The sequence below is a fragment of the Cellulomonas dongxiuzhuiae genome (genome assembly GCF_018623035.1).
GTDB classification, from domain to species: domain Bacteria; phylum Actinomycetota; class Actinomycetes; order Actinomycetales; family Cellulomonadaceae; genus Cellulomonas; species Cellulomonas dongxiuzhuiae.
In genome coordinates this window covers 726,308-748,491 of sequence record NZ_CP076023.1, presented here as the reverse complement: position 1 = coordinate 748,491, position 22,184 = coordinate 726,308, and the positions used below count along the sequence as shown (strand labels likewise).

The 22,184-nt window shown below is 74.4% G+C and carries 23 protein-coding genes and 1 tRNA gene; 10 read left to right on the top strand and 14 right to left on the bottom strand.

The genetic code is table 11. The annotated features are described in order from the left end of the window. Positions 1-32 precede the first annotated feature (32 nt). On the top strand, positions 33-1,265 hold the full coding sequence (locus KKR89_RS03465) for a pyridoxal phosphate-dependent aminotransferase (protein WP_208197877.1): 1,233 nt from the start codon (positions 33-35) through the stop codon (positions 1,263-1,265). A 103-nt stretch (positions 1,266-1,368) separates the two neighbouring features. Beyond that, complete coding sequence (locus KKR89_RS03460) at positions 1,369-1,935, top strand: hypothetical protein (RefSeq protein ID WP_208197876.1); 567 nt, start codon at positions 1,369-1,371, stop codon at positions 1,933-1,935. 104 nt (positions 1,936-2,039) lie between these two features. Here KKR89_RS03460 and groL read toward each other — a convergent pair whose 3' ends face one another. Next, positions 2,040-3,665 carry a chaperonin GroEL gene (groL, locus tag KKR89_RS03455; RefSeq protein ID WP_208197875.1) on the bottom strand — a complete coding sequence of 542 codons (1,626 nt, stop codon included), beginning with the start codon at positions 3,663-3,665 and terminating at the stop codon, positions 2,040-2,042. A gap of 228 nt (positions 3,666-3,893) precedes the next feature. Between groL and KKR89_RS03450 the strand changes: the two genes are divergently transcribed. Continuing rightward, positions 3,894-5,360: a glycoside hydrolase family 15 gene (locus KKR89_RS03450; protein ID WP_251140999.1), complete on the top strand. Its 1,467-nt coding sequence runs from the start codon at positions 3,894-3,896 to the stop codon at positions 5,358-5,360. Between the two features lie 65 nt (positions 5,361-5,425). Here KKR89_RS03450 and KKR89_RS03445 read toward each other — a convergent pair whose 3' ends face one another. From KKR89_RS03445 to KKR89_RS03435, 3 genes are all read right to left on the bottom strand, one after another. Further along, positions 5,426-5,629: a cold-shock protein gene (locus KKR89_RS03445; RefSeq protein WP_208197873.1), complete on the bottom strand. Its 204-nt coding sequence runs from the start codon at positions 5,627-5,629 to the stop codon at positions 5,426-5,428. Positions 5,630-5,769: 140 nt separating this feature from the next. Beyond that, positions 5,770-6,384: a LytR C-terminal domain-containing protein gene (locus KKR89_RS03440; protein WP_208197872.1), complete on the bottom strand. Its 615-nt coding sequence runs from the start codon at positions 6,382-6,384 to the stop codon at positions 5,770-5,772. 99 nt (positions 6,385-6,483) lie between these two features. Then, positions 6,484-6,804, bottom strand: a complete 321-nt coding sequence (locus tag KKR89_RS03435) for a DUF3263 domain-containing protein (protein ID WP_208197871.1) — start codon at positions 6,802-6,804, stop codon at positions 6,484-6,486. A gap of 159 nt (positions 6,805-6,963) precedes the next feature. Between KKR89_RS03435 and KKR89_RS03430 the strand changes: the two genes are divergently transcribed. After that, positions 6,964-7,638 carry a uracil-DNA glycosylase gene (locus tag KKR89_RS03430; protein ID WP_208197870.1) on the top strand — a complete coding sequence of 225 codons (675 nt, stop codon included), beginning with the start codon at positions 6,964-6,966 and terminating at the stop codon, positions 7,636-7,638. 66 nt (positions 7,639-7,704) lie between these two features. Further along, positions 7,705-8,550 carry an SGNH/GDSL hydrolase family protein gene (locus KKR89_RS03425; RefSeq protein ID WP_208197869.1) on the top strand — a complete coding sequence of 282 codons (846 nt, stop codon included), beginning with the start codon at positions 7,705-7,707 and terminating at the stop codon, positions 8,548-8,550. Between the two features lie 3 nt (positions 8,551-8,553). Here the strand turns inward: KKR89_RS03425 and KKR89_RS03420 are convergent, their stop codons facing one another. The 6 genes from KKR89_RS03420 to KKR89_RS03395 form a co-directional block, all read right to left on the bottom strand. Further along, entirely contained in the window at positions 8,554-9,060 is a 507-nt protein-coding gene (locus KKR89_RS03420) for a SipW-dependent-type signal peptide-containing protein (protein ID WP_208197868.1), read from the bottom strand. Continuing rightward, positions 9,057-9,683 carry a hypothetical protein gene (locus KKR89_RS03415; protein WP_208197867.1) on the bottom strand — a complete coding sequence of 209 codons (627 nt, stop codon included), beginning with the start codon at positions 9,681-9,683 and terminating at the stop codon, positions 9,057-9,059. The genes KKR89_RS03420 and KKR89_RS03415 overlap by 4 nt, the downstream gene beginning before the upstream one ends. Beyond that, entirely contained in the window at positions 9,638-10,300 is a 663-nt protein-coding gene (locus KKR89_RS03410; protein ID WP_208197866.1) for a signal peptidase I, read from the bottom strand. The genes KKR89_RS03415 and KKR89_RS03410 overlap by 46 nt, the downstream gene beginning before the upstream one ends. A gap of 84 nt (positions 10,301-10,384) precedes the next feature. Next, complete coding sequence (locus KKR89_RS03405) at positions 10,385-10,939, bottom strand: hypothetical protein (protein WP_208197865.1); 555 nt, start codon at positions 10,937-10,939, stop codon at positions 10,385-10,387. A gap of 29 nt (positions 10,940-10,968) precedes the next feature. Further along, the gene (locus KKR89_RS03400; protein WP_208197864.1) at positions 10,969-11,514 is read right to left on the bottom strand and encodes a hypothetical protein; all 546 of its coding nucleotides are present in this window, start codon (positions 11,512-11,514) and stop codon (positions 10,969-10,971) included. A gap of 325 nt (positions 11,515-11,839) precedes the next feature. Next, positions 11,840-12,997 carry a sensor histidine kinase gene (locus KKR89_RS03395; RefSeq protein ID WP_251140998.1) on the bottom strand — a complete coding sequence of 386 codons (1,158 nt, stop codon included), beginning with the start codon at positions 12,995-12,997 and terminating at the stop codon, positions 11,840-11,842. 123 nt (positions 12,998-13,120) lie between these two features. Here KKR89_RS03395 and KKR89_RS03390 point away from each other — a divergent pair, with 123 nt between their 5' ends. Both KKR89_RS03390 and KKR89_RS03385 read left to right on the top strand, forming a co-directional pair. Then, on the top strand, positions 13,121-13,792 hold the full coding sequence (locus tag KKR89_RS03390) for a response regulator (protein ID WP_208197863.1): 672 nt from the start codon (positions 13,121-13,123) through the stop codon (positions 13,790-13,792). A 49-nt stretch (positions 13,793-13,841) separates the two neighbouring features. Next, positions 13,842-14,603: a deoxyribonuclease IV gene (locus KKR89_RS03385; RefSeq protein WP_208197862.1), complete on the top strand. Its 762-nt coding sequence runs from the start codon at positions 13,842-13,844 to the stop codon at positions 14,601-14,603. A gap of 1 nt (position 14,604) precedes the next feature. Here the strand turns inward: KKR89_RS03385 and KKR89_RS03380 are convergent. The 4 genes from KKR89_RS03380 to KKR89_RS18150 form a co-directional block, all read right to left on the bottom strand. Beyond that, positions 14,605-14,681: transfer RNA gene (locus KKR89_RS03380), tRNA-Thr, on the bottom strand. 77 nt (positions 14,682-14,758) lie between these two features. Further along, a complete protein-coding gene (locus KKR89_RS03375; protein ID WP_208197861.1) occupies positions 14,759-15,682 on the bottom strand; it encodes a DsbA family protein in 924 nt (307 codons plus the stop codon). A gap of 87 nt (positions 15,683-15,769) precedes the next feature. Further along, positions 15,770-16,315: a hypothetical protein gene (locus tag KKR89_RS03370; RefSeq protein ID WP_208197860.1), complete on the bottom strand. Its 546-nt coding sequence runs from the start codon at positions 16,313-16,315 to the stop codon at positions 15,770-15,772. A gap of 65 nt (positions 16,316-16,380) precedes the next feature. Next, positions 16,381-18,510 carry a serine/threonine-protein kinase gene (locus tag KKR89_RS18150; protein WP_243883432.1) on the bottom strand — a complete coding sequence of 710 codons (2,130 nt, stop codon included), beginning with the start codon at positions 18,508-18,510 and terminating at the stop codon, positions 16,381-16,383. Between the two features lie 108 nt (positions 18,511-18,618). Here KKR89_RS18150 and KKR89_RS03360 point away from each other — a divergent pair, with 108 nt between their 5' ends. The 3 genes from KKR89_RS03360 to KKR89_RS03350 all read left to right on the top strand — a co-directional run bounded on the left by KKR89_RS03360 (position 18,619) and on the right by KKR89_RS03350 (position 22,176). Beyond that, positions 18,619-20,058 (top strand): alpha,alpha-trehalose-phosphate synthase (UDP-forming), encoded by a 1,440-nt coding sequence (locus KKR89_RS03360; RefSeq protein WP_208197859.1) that lies wholly within the window; start codon positions 18,619-18,621, stop codon positions 20,056-20,058. Continuing rightward, on the top strand, positions 20,051-20,857 hold the full coding sequence (gene otsB / locus KKR89_RS03355; RefSeq protein WP_251140997.1) for a trehalose-phosphatase: 807 nt from the start codon (positions 20,051-20,053) through the stop codon (positions 20,855-20,857). Before KKR89_RS03360 ends, otsB begins: the two co-directional genes overlap by 8 nt. A 194-nt stretch (positions 20,858-21,051) precedes the next feature. Beyond that, positions 21,052-22,176, top strand: a complete 1,125-nt coding sequence (locus KKR89_RS03350; RefSeq protein ID WP_208197858.1) for an ABC transporter ATP-binding protein — start codon at positions 21,052-21,054, stop codon at positions 22,174-22,176. The last annotated feature ends 8 nt before the right edge of the window (positions 22,177-22,184 follow it).

The following is a 22,184-nucleotide window of genomic DNA, read 5'->3' as shown; positions in this document are numbered from 1 at the left end:
CCCGCCCGGGGCACGGGGATACCCTGCAGGACATGTTGCTGCGCCCCCTCGACCAGTCCGCCAAGCTCAAGAACGTCCTGTACGAGATCCGGGGCAAGGCGCTGGACGAGGCCGCACGCATGGAGGCCGAGGGCCGGCGCGTCCTCAAGCTCAACACCGGCAACCCGGCGGCGTTCGGGTTCGACGCGCCGCACCAGATCGTGGCGGACGTCATCGCCGCGGTCCCGCACGCGCACGGGTACACCGAGTCGCGCGGCATCCTGTCGGCGCGCCGCGCGATCGTCACGCGGTACGAGACCGTCGAGGGCTTCCCGACGTTCGACGTCGACGACATCTACCTCGGCAACGGCGTGTCCGAGCTCATCACGATGACCCTGCAGGCGCTGCTCGACGAGGGCGACGAGGTGCTCATCCCGTCGCCCGACTACCCGCTGTGGACGGCCATGACGAGCCTGTCCGACGGCAAGCCCGTGCACTACCGGTGCGACGAGGCGAGCGGCTGGGAGCCGGACGTCGAGCACATCCGCGAGCAGATCACGCCGCGGACCAAGGCGATCGTCGTCATCAACCCCAACAACCCGACGGGCGCCGTGTACCGGCGCGAGGTGCTCGAGCAGATCGCCGACATCGCGCGCGAGCACAGCCTGCTGCTCCTGGCCGACGAGATCTACGACCGCATCCTGTACGACGGTGCGCAGCACATCCCGCTCGCGAGCGTCGCGCCGGACCTGCTGTGCCTGACGTTCAACGGCCTGTCGAAGACGTACCGGGTCGCCGGCTACCGGTCCGGGTGGGTCGTGGTGACCGGCCCGCAGGCGCACGCGAAGGGCTTCCTCGAGGGCATGACGCTGCTCGCGTCGACCCGGCTGTGCCCGAACGTCCCCGCGCAGCACGCGATCCAGGCCGCGCTCGGCGGCGTGCAGTCGATCAACGGGCTCGTCGCCCCGGGCGGTCGCCTGCACGAGCAGCGGCAGGTCGCGTGGGAGGGCCTGAACTCCATCCCCGGCGTCTCGTGCGTCAAGCCCGACGGTGCGCTGTACCTGTTCCCGCGGCTCGACCCCGAGCACTTCGGCATCCTCGACGACGCGCAGCTCGTGTACGACCTGCTCGTCAGCGAGCAGATCCTGCTGGTGCAGGGCACCGGCTTCAACTGGCCGACACCGGACCACCTGCGGATCGTCACGCTCCCGGAGGCCCGCGTCCTCGGCGAGGCCGTCGAGCGCATGGGCAACTTCCTCGCGTCGTACCGGCAGACGCCCCGCTGACGGCCGGGCGCGCGTCGCCCGTGCGTCGTCCCGCGAGCACGGGGACGACCGCCCAGCGGTAGCCTGGCGCGCCAGCCGCCCCAGCGAACCGAGGACATGCTCCGTGATCAGCAGCTCCACGTCCGGCTACGACGCCGGACCGGGTGTCGGCGGCATCATCGCCGTCGCCCTGATGGCCGTCCTGTACGTCGCCGTCATCGCCTTCGGCGTCTACCTCTACATGCGCGTGGCACGCAAGGCCGGGTGGACCCTGTGGCACGGGCTCCTCATGCTCGTGCCGCTCGCCAACGTCGTGTTCCTCATCATGTTCGCGTTCACCGAGTGGCCGATCGAGCGACGGCTGCGCGAGGCCGAGGCGCGGCTCGCCGCGCTGGGCGCCGGACCGTACGTGGACGGCCCCGCCGGCTACCCCACCGGGGCGTACGGCGGTACCGGCTACGGCGCACCCGCCTACGGTGCGCCTGTGTACGGCGCGCCCGCGTACGGCGCGCCCGCGTACGGCGCGCCTGCGTACGGCGTCCCGTCCCCTGGCGCCCCCGCGTACGGCGACCCGGGCCACGGCGATCCCGGCCTCGGCGCGGCACCCGACGCTCCCGGCACGCCGCCCGGCAGCGCGTCCTCGCCGTGGGCGCCGCCCGCTGCGCCCCCCGCGCCGGACGCCCCGCGCTGACTCGTCCCGGCACGTGCGGCACCGCGCACGGGCCGACGACGCCGACGGCCGGCCGCCCCTGGGGGCGACCGGCCGTCGGACCGTTCAGGTGGTGCTCAGCTGGGTCAGAAACCGCCGCCGAAGTCCTCGCCACCGCCGCCGCCGGCCGGGGCCGACTTCTCCGGCTTGTCGGCCACGACGGCCTCCGTGGTGAGGAACAGCGCCGCGATGGACGCGGCGTTCTGCAGCGCCGAGCGCGTGACCTTGACCGGGTCGTTGACACCCGCGGCCAGCAGGTCCTCGTACACGCCGGTCGCGGCGTTGAGGCCGTGCCCGGCCGGGAGGTTGCGGACCCTCTCCGCCACGACGCCGCCCTCGAGGCCGGCGTTGATGGCGATCTGCTTGAGCGGGGCCTCGATCGCGTACTTCACGATGTTGGCACCGGTCGCCTCGTCACCCTCGAGCTCGAGCTTCTCGAACGCGACCTTGCCGGCCTGGATGAGCGCCACGCCGCCACCGGCGACGATGCCCTCCTCGACGGCCGCCTTGGCGTTGCGCACGGCGTCCTCGATGCGGTGCTTGCGCTCCTTGAGCTCGACCTCGGTGGCCGCGCCCGCCTTGATGACGGCGACGCCACCGGCGAGCTTCGCGAGGCGCTCCTGGAGCTTCTCGCGGTCGTAGTCCGAGTCCGAGTTCTCGATCTCGGCACGGATCTGGTTGACGCGACCGGCGATCTGCCCGGCCTCGCCGCCACCCTCGACGATGGTGGTCTCGTCCTTGGTGACGACGACCTTGCGCGCCGTGCCGAGGACCTCGAGGCCGACCTGGTCCAGCTTCAGACCGACGGTCTCGGAGACGACCTGGCCACCGGTGAGGACGGCCATGTCCTGCAGCATCGCCTTGCGGCGGTCGCCGAAGCCCGGCGCCTTGACGGCGATGGACTTGAAGATGCCGCGGATGCGGTTGACGACGAGCGTCGCCAGCGCCTCGGACTCGACGTCCTCGGCCACGATGAGCAGCGGCTTGCCGGCCTGGATGACCTTCTCCAGCAGCGGCAGCAGGTCCTTGACGTTCGAGACCTTGGACTCGACGAGCAGGACGTACGCGTCCTCCAGGACGGCCTCCTGACGCTCGGGGTCCGTCACGAAGTACGCCGACAGGAAGCCCTTGTCGAAGCGCATGCCCTCGGTGAGCTCGAGCTCGAGGCCCAGGGCGCTCGACTCCTCGACGGTGATGACGCCCTCCTTGCCCACCTTGTCGAGGGCCTCGGCGATGAGCTCGCCGATCGCGGGGTCACCGGCGGAGATGGCGGCCGTGGCGGCGATCTCCTCCTTGGTCTCGATCTCCTTGGCCTGGGCCAGGAGCTGCGTCGTGACAGCCTCGACGGCCTTCTCGATGCCCTTCTTCAGGGCGATCGGGTTGGCGCCGGCGGCGACGTTGCGCAGACCCTCGCGCACGAGCGCCTGGGCCAGGACGGTGGCGGTCGTCGTGCCGTCACCGGCGACGTCGTCCGTCTTCTTGGCGACCTCCTTGACGAGCTCGGCGCCGATGCGCTCGAAGGGCTCCTCGAGGTCGATCTCCTTGGCGATGGAGACGCCGTCGTTGGTGATCGTCGGCGCGCCCCACTTCTTGTCGAGCACGACGTTGCGGCCCTTCGGGCCGAGTGTGACCTTGACGGTGTCGGCGAGGACGTTGAGCCCACGCTCCATGCTCCGTCGGGCCTCCTCGTCGAAGGCGATGATCTTGGCCATGGGGCTGTGATCCTTCTTCCAGTTCGTGGGTGGCCGGTCGGTGCCCGCGACGGACGGACCGCCGCGCGCGCTCACGTCCCGCTCGCGACGACCCTCACCTGACGGCCGGGTGTTCTGTCACTCTCCACCGGAGAGTGCTAAGTCAATGGTTAGCACTCGACCCCCTCGAGTGCAAGCAGCGGACGCGTCCTGGACGTCCGCCCTGCGCGAAGCCCTAAGGTGCTCGGTGTGTCCGACGCCGTCGTCGTGAGCCGCGCTCGGCGCACCCGCGCCCGCGCGGTCCTCGTGCTGGGAGCCGCCCTGCTGCTCGCCGTCGCGGGGACCACGGCACCCCGCGGCGAGGCGGCCGGGAAGCCCGGGGCGGCCCTCGCGGTCGGCGCCGGGGCGGTCGGGGGCGTGGGCAGAGGCGTGGGCAGCGTGGACACCGGGACCCACGCGCACATCCCCCTGTACCAGCAGGCCGTGTCCGTGCTGCCGGACGGCGCCCGTGCCGGTGTCCCCTCCGACGCCCTCGCGGTCTACCTGCCGGGCACGCGCGTCGCGGACCCGGCGGCTGCCGTGCTGGCGTCCGCGGTCGGCGCGACGCCCACCACGACCGTCGTCGTGGGGCCCCGCGCCGCTGCTGCCGCTGCCGCCGAGCAGCAGGAGTGGCTCGCCGCCGGGCAGGTCCCGGGCGCGGGCGGGCCCCACGAGGCGCTCGCGCGCGCCGCACTGCTCGACCTGCACTCGCTGACCGTCGCGGACGGGGTCGTCGTCGCGGGCTGGTCGTCGATGTGGCGCTACGTGTGGCCCCGGGACTCCGCGTTCGTGGCCGTCGCGCTGGCCCGCACCGGTCACGTCGACGACGCCCTCGCGGTGCTCGACTTCCTCGCGCGCGTCCAGTCCCCCGACGGGTCGTTCCAGGCGCGCTACCTCACGGACGGGTCCGGCCCGCCGGACGCCCGCGGCGTGCAGACCGACGGCACGGGCTGGGCGATGTGGGCGGCGGGCCTCGTCCTGGCCGAGGTCGACGACGCGGACCGCGCTGCCGTCGCGCGGCGGCTCGCCCCGCTCGTGGAGCGGTCGGCGGTCCGCGCCCTGTCCCTGGTCGCCGGGGGCCTGCCGCCGGCGTCGCCGGACTACTGGGAGGTGCCCGAGCGCGAGGTCACGCTGGGGACCGCCGCGCCGCTCGTCGCGGGGCTGGAGCAGGCGGTGGTCGTGCTGGACACCGCCGGGCGGCCCGGTCCGGCGGCCGCGGCGGCAGCGGGCGCGGTGGCGGCGCGCCGGTCCGTCGTCGACGCGTTCGCCCCCCAGGGGTACGGCCGGTACGCCACCCGCACGGTGCCCGACGCCGCGAGCGCCTTCGTGCTGCCCCCGTTCTGGACCGAGCCGGCCCCCGGCGCGCACGCCGCGTGGCGGGCGTCCGTGCCGTCGATGCTGCGGCCCGCGGACGGCCTGGCCCCCGGGGGCGGCTGGCGGCGTGACGGCGTGTCGTGGACGCCGCAGACGACGCTGTACGCGTGGGTGGCCGCGGAGCAGGGGCAGGTGGACCGTGCGGAGCACTGGCTGGGCGTGGTCGACCGGCACCGCACGTCGTCGGGGGCGATCCCGGAGAAGCTCCTGGCGGACGGCACGCCCGCCGCGGTGGCACCGCTGGGCTGGAGCGCGGCGTGCGTGCTCCTCGCGATCGACGCGCTGGGCACCCGCGACACCTGAGCCGCGTCACGCGCCTGCGCCACGCGCCCGTCGCGTCGCGGACGCGACGGGCGCGCCGGTGGACGTCAGACGGGTCGGACCTGCTCGGCCTGGGGCCCCTTGGTGCCCTGCCCGACCTCGAACTCGACGGCCTGACCCTCCTCGAGGGTGCGGTAGCCGTCCGCCTGGATCGCGCTGAAGTGCACGAAGAGGTCCTGGCTGCCACCCACGGGGGTGATGAAGCCGAAGCCCTTCTCCGCGTTGAACCACTTGACCGTGCCCTGGGCCATCCGGTGCTCCTCGAGGTGCGGTGGACCGGGCCGCTCCACCGTCGCCCCGGTGCGTGGAGCCTAGTGGCGACGCGCTCCCGCGACCAGGGTCGGCCGGACCCTCCGCAGGCCCTCCGCGGCCCCCCGGGTGGGGCTCGGCCTCAGGCGTCCGGGTCGGTGACGAGGAGCACCGTGATGCCGGGGCCGGCCTGCGCGGGATTCACCTCGACGGTGGTGACACCGACCGTCGTGGCCACCAGCTCGGCCGTCGCGCGCAGGTCCTCGCCCGCCATGTAGACGACGGACGTCGCCGGGGGGGTGCCCGTCGCGTTGTCGGGTGAGACGGCGGTGAAGCCCGCGGCCTCCAGCTCGTCCGCCACGCGCCCGGCGAGACCGCCCACGCGCGCGCCGTTGAGGACGGCCACCGGGGTGGTGAGCACGGGTTCCGCGGCCGGTGCCGTCGGCTCGGCCTCGGGGGTCGGCTCGCCCTCGGCCAACGCGGGGTCCTCCTCACCGGCGCCCTCGTCGACCGCTCCGTCGTCGGGCGCGACCGGCGCGTCCTGGCCCTGCGTCGGGCTGCCCACGACCGGCAGGTCGCCGGTGCGGGACAGGTAGGCCACGGCGCCGTAGGCCAGCACGGGCACGACGACGAGGACGACGACGAACGGCCACCACCGGCTCCACGCGGACCGGGGTGCACGGTGGACACCGGTCGGCGCGTCGGGCGAGATCGCGTCGAACTCGTCCTCGGGGTAGGGGTAGTCGGCCTTGCTCACGGCCGCAAGGCTAGCTGCTCGACGCGACGCCCAGGGCCTGCCCCGCCGTCCGACCTGCGGCGATCCGGGAGCGAGCGGTGCGAACCGGGCACGCGACGCTCAGGCGTCGGCGCCGAGGCGGCGTGCCGTGCGGGCGCGCTGACGGGACGAGCGCATGCGCCGCAGCCGCTTGACGAGCATCGGGTCGTGCGCGAGCGCCGCCGGGTCGTCGATGAGGGCGTTGAGGAGCTGGTAGTACCGAGTGGCGGACATGTCGAACAGCTCGCGGACGGCCTGCTCCTTGGCCCCCGCGTACTTCCACCACTGCCGCTCGAACGCCAGGACCTGCCGGTCGCGCTCGCTGAGACCGTCGGCGCCGCGCTCGTCCGCGCGCAGGTCCTCGACGCCCACCTGGGTCGCCGTGCCGGCTGTGCCGTCCATGGCTCTCCTCCTCGCGCGCGGGTGCTCCGCCCGGCATCGTACGCGGCGAACCACACGGGTGTCATTCGCGCGTGCGGATGACGCGCACACGGCCGGACCACCTGTCCGGCGCCCGCCCGGCCGGTGCGGCCCGTCCGTCGCGCGGGTAGCCTCCGCGACGTGAACGCCGCCCTGCAGGACCTGGTCGCGCCGGACTGGGCCCGCGCGCTCGCCCCCGTCGAGCCTGCGCTGCGCGCCGCCGGGCAGTACCTGCGCGACGAGGTCGCCGCCGGTCGGCAGTACCTGCCCGCATCGGACGCGATCCTGCGCGCGTTCCACCGGCCGCTCGCCGACGTCCGCGTGCTCGTGGTCGGCCAGGACCCCTACCCCACGCCCGGGCACGCCATGGGGCTGTCGTTCTCCGTCCAGCCGGACGTGCGCCCGGTGCCGCGGTCGCTGGACAACATCTTCCGCGAGCTCGTCGCGGACGTCGGCGTGCCGCGCCCCACGTGCGGCGACCTGACGCCGTGGGCGGAGCAGGGAGTCATGCTGCTCAACCGCGTGCTCACCGTGCGCCCGGGCGCACCCGCGTCGCACCGCGGCAAGGGCTGGGAGCAGGTCACCGACCGGGCCATCGCGGCACTCGTCGAGCGCGGCGGACCCCTGGTCGCGGTCCTGTGGGGGCGGGACGCGCAGTCGCTGCGCCCCGCGCTCGGCGACGTGCCCGTCGTCGCGAGCCCGCACCCGAGCCCGCTGTCGGCCTCGCGCGGGTTCTTCGGCTCGCGGCCCTTCTCCCGGGTCGATGCGCTGCTGCGCGAGCAGGGCGGCGACCCGGTCGACTGGCGCCTGCCGTGACGGGCCCTGCCGCGGATCGTCACCCGATCGGGTCCGTGGCGCGGCGATCCGTCGCATGATGTGGTGATGACGTCGCACGACGGGGCACGCCCCACCACCGCCGGCACCGAGGCCCTGCCCGTCGACCCCCCGCGCTGGACCCGCTACGTGGCCTGCGGCGACTCCTTCTCGGAGGGGCTGTGGGACGCTCCGGACGGTCGGGACGCGCCGCTGCGCGGCTGGGCCGACCAGCTGGCCTCGCACCTGTCGCGACGCCGCACGGCGGCGGGCCTGGACCCGCTGGAGTACGCGAACCTCGCGGTCCGCGGCCGCCTGATGCGCCCGATCCTCCACGAGCAGGTGCCCGCCGCGCTCGCGCTCGAGCCGGACCTGGTGAGCGTGATCGGCGGCGGCAACGACATCCTGCGCCCGTCGGTCGACGTCGACCGCGTCGCCGCGGACCTCGAGCGCGTCGTCGCGGGCGTGCGGTCGCGCGGCGTCGACGTGCTGCTCGGTACCGGGTTCGACGTGCGGGGGAACCCGCTGGTGCGCACGACGCGGGCGCGTGTCGGCATCTACAACGCGCACATCTGGTCGATCGCGCGCCGCCACGGCGCGTACGTGCTGGACCCGTGGGGCATGCGCAGCCTGCTCGACTGGCGCATGTGGTCCGAGGACCGCATCCACCTGACGACCGAGGGGCACACGCGCGTCGCGCAGGGTGCGCTGGTGGCGCTGGGCCAGGCGCCCGACCGCGCCGACTGGGACGACCCGCTCGCGCCGCTGCCGCCCGTGCCGCGCCTCGAGCGGGCCCGCGCCGACGCCCGGTGGCTGCGGGACCACGCGTACCCGTGGGCGACGCGGCGGCTGCAGCGGCGCTCGTCGGGCGACCTGCTGACCGCGAAGCGTCCGGTGCCGACGTCGGTGGAGTGAGGGTCAGCCCTGCCGGACGCTGAACTGCGCGGCCACCGGCGTCCTGCCCACGTCGTAGGTGCGGAGCGTGAGCATCGGTGGCTCCCAGCGCTCGACGACCGCGTCCCACGAGGTGACGTCTCCCGACGACCAGCTCCATCTGTGGGCGGAGCCCTGCAGCCGGGAGAGGTCGACCGTCAGACGGACCCTGCCCGACGAGAGCCGCGACCCCTGGAGCGCGATCGCCATCTGGACGCCGCCGTCGCGCGGCACCGTTCCCGGAGCCGCTTGCGACCACTCGTTCGTCTTCGTCACCGACACGATCTGGCACGTACCGAGCACCGCAGAGGTGGCCGACAGGATCTCGCAGGACTCCTGCGGGCCCCAGGTGCCCGAGCTCGCCGGTGCGGTGAAGACGGCGGTGTCCGTCCATGCTGCCGTGGTCCGGGAGGTCACCGCGCCGAGGGCGAGCAGCACGGCGATGACGACGGCCGCGACGACCAGCCGCGTGCGCGCAGCGGGGCGGGTCACGGCACTGCTCCTTCCGGCGTCGCGTCGTCGCGTCGTCGCCGGGCCAGCACGACGAGCCAGGCACCGGTCGCCGTGGCGGCGAGCGCCAGTGCGAGCCACGCCGGTGCGGCGGCCCCCGTGAGGGCCAGCGGTCCCGTCCGGCCGGCCGGGAGCGTGTCGGATGCCTCCCGCGCCGCGTCCTGCGGCCCCGGCCGTCCGGTCCCGACGGCCGTCGACACGTCACCGCCCTGCAGCACGAGACGCCCGACGATGTCGGACCGGTCGCCGGGCGCGAGGTCGTCGGAGGCCGCGGCTGTCACGGTGAGGGTCCACGTGCCGGGTGCCATCTCCAGGCCGACGAGCGCGCCGTCGACGGGTCGGCAGGCGCTGTGCGCGTCGCACAGCCGCGCGTCCCACGCGAACGTCGGAGCACCGTCGCTGCGCAGGTCGACGGCGGTGACCGTCGCGTCCTCCCGCACGTCCAGGGTCAGGTCGCGGGAGCGGTGCTCGCCCGGCACCAGGTCGAGGAGCCCGAACGTCACAGGGATGACGTCGACGGCCGCGACGGCCGCCGTCGGCAGGCTCGCGCCCACGACCGTCAGCGCACCGAGCGTGGCCGCGACGAGTCGACGAGCGGGTCGCATGCGTCCTCCTGGGCGCTCGTGGGATCGGTCGGGTCGGCGACGGCGTGCGGCTCCGGGACGCTCGCGACCGAGGTGCTCCGGGCCGCCGTGGTCGACGCGGCGGCGTGCCGCCCCCGGGCGGGGCCGGACGACGAGCGCGGCAGCTGGCTCAGCCCGAGCAGCGCCACCAGCGCCACGACGAGCGGGACGGCCGTGCCGGGCGTGGTGAGCCGCACGAGCGCGGTACCGGCCCCCCCGACCTGCCAGCGCGGGCGCAGGACGGTGTCGTCCGTGACGACGTACGCCCCGCCGTCGGCGGCGTCGTTCGCGTCGCCCTGCATCCACACGTGCCACGCCCCGTCGGCCTGCTGCGCCACGTCGACGACGCGGTGCGTGACCAGCGCCCCGGTGACCGGGTTCGGCAGCGACAGGACGTCACCGACCTCGACCTCGTCGACGGGCACCGGTGTGGCGAGCAGCAGGTCGCCGGTCATGATCTCCGGCTCCATCGACCCGGAGATCACGACCAGCGGCTTGACGAGGCCGACGGCACCGGCGACCCACAGACCCGCGCTGACGACGCCGAGGACGGCGAGCGCCCAGACGAGGACGTCGGCTGCGATCTGCAGTGCTCGCACGTTCCATCACCTCCGGGTCGTCGGCGTGGCCGCGCGGACGCGCGTGCTCACACCTGGTCGGGTTGGCCGGTCAGGACTGGTCGGTCAGGACTGGCCGGTGAACGTCACGGCGAGGGTGCCGGTCCTGCCCTGGTACGTGGCGGGCCAGTCGCGCGGCGTGACGACGCGCAGCGTCGCCGTGGTGGTCGCCCCGGCCGCGAGCGTCGGGACGGGACCGGCGACCGTGGCGGTGGCCGGCGTGGTGCCGGCGAAGATGCTGGTCGACCTGTGCCGGTCCGTCACGACGTCGGCGGCGCCGAGCGTCAGCGGCACCGTGCCGGCGTTCCTGAGGTGCAGCGTGACGGTGACGTCCGCACCCTGGTTGAGGTCGTCGAAGGCGGCCGCGGGGACCTGGACGACCACGCCCGCGGCCGAGGTGTCCGCATCGGCCCACGTCCTGCCGTCGGTGCTGCCCTGCAGATCCACCGTCACGCTGGTGGCGTTGCCGGCGAACCACGCCTGGTCGGTCCACGCGGCGCTCGTGGCGGCCGCGCCGATGCCGAGCACCGCGATGCCGGCCAGACCGAAGCGCAGGAACACCCCCGCGCGGCGGCGGGGCTCCTCGCCCTGCTGCGACGCGCCTGTGGTGCGCTGGATCACGGTGTGCTCCTCGCCCGTCCCGGCGTCGGTCAGGACTGGGCGGTGAAGACGACGGTGAGATCGCCCGTGCTGCCCTGGTACTCGACGGGCCACTCGTCCGGGGTCGTGACCTCCAGGGTCACCGTCGTCTCACCCTCGGGCTCGAGCTTGAGCCCGGTCGGAGCGCTCACGGTCGCGGAGGCGGCCGCGGGACCGCTGAACATGGTGCCGGTCACGGCCACCGTGCCGTCGCCGAGCGTCAGCGGCACGCTGCCGTCGTTCCGCAGGTGCAGGGTGAGCTCGGTCGAGTCCCCCTCGTTCATGCCGTCGAACGTCTCCGAGGGGATCTCCACGGCCACGCCGGCGTCGGAGGTGTCGGCGTCGATCCACGTCTCGCCGTCGAGGCTGCCCTGCAGCTCGACCGTCACGGCGCTCGCGCTGCCGGCGAACCACGCCTGGTCGGTCCACGCGGCGCTCGTGGCGGCCGCTCCGATGCCCAGCACCGCGACGCCGGCCAGGCCGACGCGCAGGAACGCCCCGCCACGGCGGCGCTTCTCGGTCTGCTCGGGCGCGGGGGTGGGGGTGAACTCGCTCATGGTGGCTCCTTGCGGGCAGCGGCACGGTGGTGGACCGGTGCTGGTGGGTACGGGGCGGGCCGGATCAGCCCTCGCCGACGCCGTCACGGCGTCGGCCTGCTGCGGTCCCTGCAGCTGCCCTCTGTGGCGCAGCGGAGTCGCCCGACGTGGGACCGCGAGAGTCGGACGACCGTCTGAACACTCGTCCAGGACGCTCCTCGGAGGATGCACACGTCCGCTCCGGCCCCGCCCGGCGAGCGCCCGCGCTTCCCGCGCGGTTGGGGTGAATGCCCGAGTCCTTCACCCGGCCCAGTTGCGCACAGCACGCCCCGGCACGGACGAGGTGTCAGCGCGTCGGCTCGTCGGGCGCGACCCCCAGCCGCATGGTCGCCACGAGCCGAGCGCCCGTCGGGAGGCGGCCCACGACCCGCAGCCCACCTCCCACGAGCCGCAGCCGCCGGTCGAGGCGCGCCGTCCCGGACTCGGGGTCCGGCGCAGCCGGCGGCACGTACGGGTTCCCGTCGTTCGAGACCACGATCTGCAGCTCGTCGCCCACGAGGTCGAGCCGGACCTCCACGAGCGCCGGCGGGCCGTTCTTCAGCGCGTTGGAGACCGCCTCCTCGACCACGCGCACCGCCAGGAGCCGCTCGGCGACCGTCAGACCCACCTGCGACGGGTCGTCCAGACTCCGCAGCTCGTCGCCCACCTGCAGACGGGTCGCGATCGACGTCGGCAGCCGCCCCAGCAGCGCCCGGACGGCGGGCACGAGGCCCATCTCCAGCCGTTCCGGGTAGAGCAGCCGGCTCATCTGGCGCACGTCCCGCTCACGGGACTCCGCGAGCTCGGCGCGCGCCCAGACGATGTCCTGGGCGACGTCCGGGGCCGCGTCGGCGACCCGCTCCTGGACCTTCGCCAGGCGTGCGTCGACGAGCAGCAGCCGCTGCTGGACCGTCCCGTGCAGCCCTTCGGCGACCTGCCGTCGCACGCGGACCTCCTCCATCTCGAGCTCCCGCAGCGCCAGCTCGACGCTGACGGCCTGCCGCTCGGCCGCCCGGGTGGCGACCCGCATGCGTCGACGGGAGAACAGGGCCCAGACCCCGATGCCGGCCGACACGAACGCGATGAAGGCTCCGACCACGGCCTCGGCCAGCAGGGACTGGGTGTCGTCCGGCGGGTGCACGCCCAGGGCCACCTGCACCGCGACGCGCAGCACGCCCATGAGCAGCGCAGCTGCCAGCATCCGGGTCGTGAGCGCGAGGGCACCCTGCGCGCGGTGGGCACCCAGCACCCCCAGCCCCACGACGAGGGCGAGCACGCCCACCCCGTTCGCCGTCAGACGCCGCCAGAGGTCGACCTGCGCCCACTCCGGCACGAGCGTCGAGTAGATCCACGCGCTCTGCACGGACGCACCGACCGCGTACCCGACGGCGACGAGCCCCGTGCCGCGCAGCAGGATGAGCCGGTCCGCCACGAGGTCGTGGCGGCGCACGGCCGCAGACGTCACGTCACGGTCGACCACTGTGTCCCCGTCCCCGTCCCTGTCCCGCGCGTCCCGCCGGGCAACGCCGGTGCAGGTCCCGGTACAGGTCCCGGGTGGAGCGCCCTCGGCGTGACCATACTGGCCGTGATGACTCCCACCACGTCCCGCCGCCTGCGCGTCGCCCTCGTCGAGGACCAGCCGCTGTTCCGCTCCATGCTCGAACGGACCCTCGCCGAGCTGCCGGACCTCGAGCTCGTGGCCGCCCTCGGCACCGTCGCCGAGGCTCGCGCCGTCCTCACGCCGGGGGTCGCCGACGTCGTCGTCCTCGACATCGACCTGCCCGACGGCAACGGCATCGCGCTGGGCGTGACGCTGCGGCGCGCGCAGCCGGACCTGGGCGTCCTGCTCCTGTCGGCGCACGACGCGATGAACCTGCTGCTCGACCTGCCCCGCGACGTCGCGCACGGCTGGTGCTACCTGTCGAAGAACAGCGGGACGAGCGAGAAGGCCCTGGTGCACGCGGTCCGCGCCGCCGCCGCCGGTGAGACCGTGCTGGACCCGGCGCTGCTCCAGCGGGTCTCGCCGCGCGCCGGATCGGCTGTGTCCCGCCTCACCCACCGGCAGTACGAGGTGCTGCAGCTGCTCGCGCAGGGGTTGTCCAACTCCGGCATCGCCGACCGGCTGGAGATCACCGAGAAGTCCGTCCAGAACCACGTGTACGCGGTCTACGCGACGCTCGGCATCGACGCCGAGCCGGCGCGCAACCCCCGCGTGAGCGCCGCGCTGCGACTGCTGGAGGAGACTGGGCCGTCCCTGTGAACGCCGCGCGCGGCCCGCGCGCACGCACAGGGAGGACGAGGAGGACGTCGTGGTGCTGATCGGTGCGCACGTGCGCGGTGCCGAGCCCCTGGTCGAGGCGCAGCGGGTGGGGGCGCAGGCCGTGCAGGTGTTCCTGGCCGACCCGCAGGGCTGGAAGAAGCCCGTGCGCCGCCCGGACGCCGACGACCTGATCGCCGCGGAGCTGGGGATCTACGCGCACGCGCCGTACCTGGTGAACGTGGCGTCGACCAACAACCGCATCCGCATCCCGAGCCGCAACATGATCGCCCAGCACGCCGCCGCCGCAGCCGACCTGGGCGCGCGCGGGCTGGTCGTGCACGGCGGCCACGTCGGCGACGGCGACGACGTCGCGGTCGGCATCGAGAACTGGCGCAAGACGTTCGAGCGCGCGACGTTCCCCGTCCGCGTGCTCGTCGAGAACACCGCGGGCGGCGAGAACGCGTGCGCCCGCACGCTCGACCGCTGGGCGCAGCTGTGGGACGCGATCGGCGGGTACGACGTGGGCGTCTGCCTCGACACGTGCCACGCGTGGGCCGCGGGCGAGGACCTCGAGACGATCGTGAAACGTCTGACCGCCATCACCGGACGCGTCGACCTGGTGCACGCCAACTCGTCGCGCGACCCGCACGGGTCCAGCCGCGACCGGCACGCCGGCTTCGCCGACGGCACGATCCCGCGCGAGCTCATCGCCCACGTCGTGCGCGAGGCCGGCTGCGACGTCGTCGTCGAGACGCCAGCCGAGACGCAGGCCGACGACATCGCCTACCTGCGCGAGGCGCTCGGCCTCTAGGTGGAGCCCCCTGTCGGATTCGAACCGACGACCTGCTGTTTACAAGACAGCTGCTCTGGCCAGCTGAGCTAAGGAGGCGAGGCGGCCAGGGTACCGGCCGGGGCGCCACGGGCGCCCGCCCCTCGTGGGGGACGGACGCCCGTGGCGCGTGCGGCTCAGCCCTTGGCGGCGACCGCGTCGAGGACCGCCTGCGTGAGGGGGCCGGTGGTGTAGAGGTCGCCCTCCCACTTCTCGCCGTCGATGAGGACGGTCGGCGTGCTCAGCCCGCCCAGGTCGGCCGCGGCCTGCTGGGTCGTCGCGGCGACGAACGGCGCGTAGCGGCGCCACGTGCCGTCGCGGGACTCCTTCTCGTCCTCGGACGTCGCGACCTCGTACGTGCCGTCGACCGTCTCGGTGAAGGTGTCGACGACCGTCTGCGGGACGCCGACCTCGGTCGCGATCTCGGCGATCCGCGCGTCCTTGAGGCCCGAGGTGCCCTCCTCCGGCTGGTTGGCGTACAGCGCGGTGACGAACGCCGTGTAGTGCTCCGGGTCCTGTGCCGCGACGGCGGCCGCCGCGTTCGCGGCGCGCGTCGAGTAGAACGTGCCCTGGGAGTTGCCGTCGAGGAACGCGATGTTCTTGTAGACGACCGTCACGCCCTCCTGCTCGCCCAGCGCGTCGAGCTCGCCCGAGTTCGCGGCGTCGAACTTCCCGCACCACGGGCACATGAAGTCGAAGTAGACCTCGACGACGACGTCGTCGTCGCCACCGGCCTCGCCGACGCCCGCGGCGCTGATCGGGATGCCGCCGGTCTCGTCAGCGGCGTCCGGGGTGTCGATGTCGTCGAACGCCGGGACGAGCGTGTTCTCGGTGCCGCCGGCGAAGACCACGTCGCCGTAGGCCTCCGCGTTGGCCTGTCCCTGGCGGACGATCGCGAAGACGACGGCGCCCAGGACGAGGACCGCCGCGAGGAGGCCGCCGATCGCGATCAGCCGGGTGCGCTTCGCCTTGCGCTCCTGCTCCTGGCGCATCTGGAGCGCCTTCGCGCGCGCGTCGTCGCGCCGCTGCGTCTTGGTGGGTCGGGGGTCGTTGGTGGGCATGGGTGCTCCTGGTCTCGGGTGCCGGTCCGACCGGCGGTGGCGTGCTGGGGACGTGCGGGGGCGACGTGCTGGGCGTCGGGGTGCGCGTCAGCGCGCCGGGGGTCCGCGGCGCGGCCGCGCGGGGTCGTGCCCGCGGTCGCGCCGCACACGCACGACGGGACCACCCGCGAGCAGCAGCGGGCGGGCGGTGGGCACCGGGGTGCCCGCCACGACGAGGGGCGGGACCAGGTGGGACGCGAGGAGCGCGGCGACGGCCACCACGCCTCGCCGTGTCACGACCCCGAGGCCCAGGCCGCACGCCGTCAGCAGCACGTGGGTCGCGACGACGGGCAGCGCGACGCTCAGCAGCAGGACGGCGCCGGTGGACGCCGCGCCGAGCCCGAGGGCCCCGTCGGGGCACTCGGACGCCGAGCGCAGCAGCGCCATCCGCACGCCGAGGCCCGCCAGCGGGCCGTCGGCCACGACGCACTGGTGCAGCAGCACGCGCCCCTGCACCCCCAGGACGACGGACAGGACGGCGAGCGCCGTGCCGAGGGCACCGAGCAGGTGGGTGCGCACCAGGTGGGGCCCGGACCGCGAGCGGGCGCGCCGAGCCACCGGGGCCACCGCCCACGTCGTCCAGGTCGCACGCACGGCACCAGGGTAGGGCCCGACGACCGCGGGGTCACCCGCCCCCACGCCGGGCGCCCGGGGTGGGGTCAGGGACGCGGCAGGGTCGGCGTCGGCAGCGGCGACCAGCTGATCGGCTGCACGTCGAGCACCTGGTTGGCGAGCACCACCCCGAGGACGAGCGCGACGACGACCACGACCAGCGCCCCCACCGGGCCCGGTGCGACGCCCGCGAGCGTGCGGCGTGCGCCCGTGCGCGTCATGCGCGACAGCGGCCCCCACCACAGGAACGCGACGGCGATCGCCACGAGCACGGCCACGACGAGCATCGCCGTCTGCCCCTGGGGCTCCTGCCCCGGCGGCGACCCGCCGATCTCCCAGCGTCCCGAGCCCAGCAACCACCAGCCCAGCCCGCCGACGATGAGCACGACCGCCCCGCCGACGAGCAGCGACGGCAGCACGCCGAGGACGGCGCGCAGCAGGTACCAGGGTGTCGAGAGGACCGCGACGAGCCCGTCCCCGCGGCGTACCCCCCGACGCTCGCGCCGCCCGTGCATCGCCTCGACGGTGCCACCGACGGTCCGCACCACCACGACGAGCACGAGGACGGTCGCCAGGGTCAGGACCGGGTAGAGCATCCCGGCGAGCACGACGACCAGCCCGAGGGCGAGCAGCGAGCCCCAGCGCCGGCGCGCCGGCGGGCGCTCGTACCAGGGTCCCTCGCCCTCGTCACCCTCCGTCTGCTCGGGGTCCTCCTCGAGCCAGTCGCCGCCGTCGTGGCGGGGGTCGTGGGTGTCGTCACCGTCGTCAAGGGTGTCGTCGGCCCACTGGTGCGACGCGGGTTCGACGGTCGGCGCGGCGGCACCCCGGACCGGGACCGCGACCGTGAGGCCGTCGCGCACGGGAGGGGAGGGCGGCGCGACGACGGCGGCGGCGGCGCCTGCCGACGTCCCGACGGCCACGGTCCGCAGCCCGTCCTGCGGCGACGGCTCGCGCTGGGCGACCAGCTCGGTCGCGAGGTCGTCCTCGTCGGGACCGTCGCCGTGGTCGCCGTCGAGCGGGTCGTCATCGTCGACCGGGTCCTCGTCGTCGTCGAGCAGGTCCTCGTCGTCGTCGAGCAGGTCCTCGTCGTCGTCGAGCAGGTCCTCGTCCTCGTCGAGCGCCTCGCCTTCGGCCTCGTCGAGCAGGTCCTCGTCGGCGTCCGGCACCGCCTCGTCGTCCTCGTCGTCGTCCGGGTCCCCGTCGTCCCCGTCGTCCCCGTCGTCCCCGTCACCCGCCGGCGCCGTGAGACCCGCTCCGAGCGCCGCGGCGCCCGCCGCTCCGGCCGCCCCCGCCGCGGCCACGGCTGCGCCGGACGTGGCACCCGTCCCCAGGGCGAGCGTCGGCACGGCGCCCGGCGGCAGCTCGCCCTGCTCCGCCACCGTCCGCAGGGCCGCGACGACGTCCTCGGGGTCGCTGCGGTCCGCGGGCTCCGGGCGCAGTGCTCCCGCGATCGCGGCACGCGTGAGCGGTCCGACGCCCTCGAGGTCCACCTCACCGGCGCGGGCCCGCGCCAGCACGGCCTCGACGGGACGCGTGCCGAACGGGTCGCGCCCCGTCGCGGCGAACGCCAGGAGCGCCGCCCAGCCCCACAGGTCGGTCGCCCGGCCCGGCTCGCCGCCGTCGAGCAGCTCGGGAGCGAGGTAGCCCGGCGTGCCGAGCACGAAGCCCGCGGTGGTGAGGTTGGCGTCGTCGTCGACGCCCTGCGCGAGGCCGAAGTCGATGAGAACGGGCCCGTCGGCCGTCAGCAGGACGTTGGACGGCTTGAGGTCGCGGTGCACCACGCCCGCCGCGTGCACGGCGGCGAGCGCCGAGCGCAGGCCCTCGGCGAGCGAGACGAGCTCGTCGGCGTCGAGCGGGCCGTGCTCGCGCACGTGCTCGGTGAGCGTGTCCCCCGCGACGAGCTCGGTGACGAGGAACGCCTCGGTGGAGTCGGCCTCGGCGTCCAGGACGGCCGCGACCGCACGGTGACGCAGGCGCTGCAGAGCGGCGACCTCGCGCATGAGCCGCGTCCGCACGACCGCGTCCGACGCGACGTGCGGGTGCAGCAGCTTGAGCGCGACCGCGTCACCGCCGCCGTCCACGGCGCGGTACACCGTCCCCATGCCGCCCGAGCCGAGCGGGGCCACGATGGTGTAGCCCCCGATCTGGGACCCCGGCGTCAGACCGCTCCGCTCCATGACGGGAAACCTAGCCGGTCACGGGGCGGCAGGGAGGCGTCAGCGCCCGAGCGTGTCACCCCTGGGACGACTAGGGTCGGAGGTCGAGACCCGCAAGGAGCTGATCTGGTGCCCATCGACGCGCCGCGCGACGGCCAGGACCTGGTCGTCGTCGCGAACCGCCTCCCGGTCGACGTCACGCTGGACGAGGAGGGCGAACCGACCTGGACACGGTCGCCCGGTGGCCTCGTGACAGCGCTGGCTCCGGTCATGTCCAACACCAAGGGCGCCTGGGTCGGGTGGGGCGGTGCCCCGGGCCTCGAGCTCGAGCCGTTCGAGGTCGACGGCACCGAGCTCGTGCCGGTCATGCTCACCGAGACGGACGTCGAGCGGTACTACGAGGGCTTCTCGAACGACACCCTGTGGCCGCTCTACCACGACGTCATCGCTCCCCCGCAGTTCCACCGGCAGTGGTGGGACGCGTACCGCCGCGTCAACGAGCGGTTCGCGCAGGCGGCCGCCGCCAACGCGGCGCACGGCGCGACGGTCTGGATCCACGACTACCAGCTGCAGCTCGTGCCGGCGTTCCTGCGGGCGCTGCGGCCGGACCTGCGCATCGGGTACTTCCACCACATCCCGTTCCCGCCGCTGGAGATCTTCGCGCAGCTGCCGTGGCGCAAGCAGGTCGTCGAGGGCCTGCTCGGTGCGGACCTCATCGGGTTCCAGCGCGGCGGGGACGCCGCGAACTTCGTGCGGATCGTGCGGCGGCTGACCGACCTGACGACGCGCGGCCAGATGATCACGGTCGACGAGGACACCCCGACGCAGCGGCACGTGCGCGCGCAGGCGTTCCCGATCTCGATCGACTCGCACGCGTTCGACCACCTGGCCCGCACCGACGCCGTCCAGGAGCGCGCGCGGGAGATCCGCCGTGAGCTGGGCGACCCGCAGTACCTGCTGCTGGGCGTCGACCGGCTCGACTACACCAAGGGCATCCGGCACCGCATCAAGGCGTACGGAGAGCTGCTGGAGGACGGCCGGCTCTCGGCGACCGAGACCACGCTCGTGCAGGTCGCCAGCCCGAGCCGCGAGAACGTCGGCGCCTACCAGCAGCTGCGCGACGACGTCGAGCTGCTCGTCGGCCGCATCAACGGGGACCACGGGCAGGTCGGGCACGCACCCGTGCAGTACCTGCACCAGTCGTTCCCCATGGAGGAGATGGCGGCGCTGTACCTGGCCGCCGACGTCATGCTCGTCACGGCGCTGCGCGACGGCATGAACCTCGTCGCCAAGGAGTACGTGGCCGCCCGCTCGGACGAGCGCGGCTGCCTCGTGCTCAGCGAGTTCACGGGCGCCGCCGACGAGCTGGTCGGGTCGGTGCTGGTCAACCCGCACGACATCGACGGCATGAAGGACGCGATCACGTACGCCGCGCACCTCGACCCCAAGGAGGCGCGCAAGCGCATGCGGCGGCTGCGGCGCCGCGTGCTGACGCACGACGTGGCCGCGTGGTCGGACCAGTTCCTCTCGGCCCTGACGGCCGTCCCCGTGAGGGGCGACCGTGGCTGACGCGCACGCGCCCGGCACCCACGTGCCCGCCGACCTGCGCGACCGGCTCGTCGCGCTCGGCGGCGACCCCGCCGCGCGGCCCCTGCTCGTCGCGCTCGACTTCGACGGCACGCTCGCGCCGCTGCAGGACGACCCGGCGGCGTCGCGCATCCTGCCCGCCGGCGTCGAGGTGCTCGCGGCGCTCGCGGCGCGGGACGGTGTCGAGCTCGCGCTCGTGTCGGGCCGCGCCATGGCCGACCTGCACGCGCTCGCGCAGGTGCCGGCCGGCACCTACCTCGTCGGGAGCCACGGCGCCGAGCGCGCCCGGGTCACGCAGTTCGGCCTGGACCGCGACGTCGTCGAGCTGACGCACGCGCAGGCGGACCTGCTGGCGTCGCTGGGGGCGCGTGCCGCCGCCGTGGCGCGCGGTCGCGACGGCGTGTGGGTCGAGACCAAGCCGACGGCGGTCGTGGTGCACACGCGCCTCGCGGAGCCGGACGACGCGGCACCCGCCGAGGCGGAGGCGCTCGCGCTGGGCACCGAGCTCGGCGTCGGGACGCTCCACGGCAAGGACGTCGTCGAGCTCACGGTCCTGGCGGCGGACAAGGGCACGGCCCTGCAGGCGCTGCGCCACGAGCTGGGCGCGCCGGTGGTGCTGTACGCCGGCGACGACGTCACGGACGAGCACGCGTTCGCCGCGCTCGACGAGCAGGACGTGACGCTGAAGGTCGGCCCGGGGCAGACCGTCGCGCGCTACCGCGTGGCCGACCCGGAGGCCGGCGTGGCCGCCCTGGCGCTGCTGCACGACGCTCTCGGCTGAACGTCGCACGCCCCCGGCCGTGGCGTGACCTGTGCCATACTGACGGCGGCCGGGGGAGGTCCGACGGACCCCCCTCGATCCGTGTCAGCGGAGACACATGGGCTCAGCAGTCCCGCGGCCCCCGCGGACCTGCGTTGACACTCTTCACGACGGATCGTCCGGCACGTACCTGCCGGTGAAGGGAAAGTACAACCATGGCTACGGTCAGCTTCGACCACGCGACCCGGATCTACCCGGGCACCGAGCGTCCCGCGGTGGACGCCCTCAACCTCCACGTCGAGGACGGCGAGTTCCTCGTCCTCGTCGGCCCCTCCGGCTGCGGCAAGTCGACCTCCCTGCGCATGCTCGCGGGTCTCGAGGACGTCAACGCCGGGCGCATCCTCATCGGTGACCGCGACGTCACCGACGTGCAGCCCAAGGACCGGGACATCGCGATGGTGTTCCAGAACTACGCGCTGTACCCGCACATGACGGTCGCCGACAACATGGGCTTCGCGCTCAAGATCGCCGGCACCCCGAAGGCGGAGATCCGCCAGCGCGTCGAGGAGGCTGCCAAGATCCTCGACCTGCAGCAGTACCTGGACCGCAAGCCGAAGGCCCTCTCCGGCGGTCAGCGTCAGCGCGTCGCCATGGGCCGCGCCATCGTGCGTCAGCCGCAGGTGTTCCTCATGGACGAGCCGCTGTCGAACCTCGACGCCAAGCTCCGCGTCCAGACGCGTACGCAGATCGCGTCGCTGCAGCGCCGCCTCGGCGTCACGACGGTCTACGTCACGCACGACCAGACCGAGGCCCTGACCATGGGCGACCGCATCGCGGTCCTCAAGGACGGCATCCTGCAGCAGGTCGGCACGCCGCGTGACATGTACGACACCCCGGCCAACGTCTTCGTCGCCGGCTTCATCGGCTCGCCGGCCATGAACATCGGCACGTTCCCGGTCCTCGAGGGCTCCGCGTCGGTCGGCTCGTCGCGCCTGGTGCTCCCGCGCGAGGCCATCACGGGCCTCACCGACGACGACAAGGGCCACATCACCGTCGGCTTCCGTCCCGAGTCGCTGGACGTCGTGCCGCAGGGCACGCCGGACTCGTTCCCGGTCATCGTCAACATCGTCGAGGAGCTCGGCTCCGACGCGTACGTGTACGGCGCGCTGACCAACGACTTCGGCCAGGCCGCGGCGGTGCACTCCGGCGCCGGCGACGCGCAGATCATCGTGCGCGTCGACCCCCGCCAGGTCCCGCCGAAGGGCGCGACGATCTACGTCCGCATCCGCCCGACGGAGCAGCACCTGTTCCACGCGGGCTCGGGCGAGCGCATCTCCTGACACCAGCA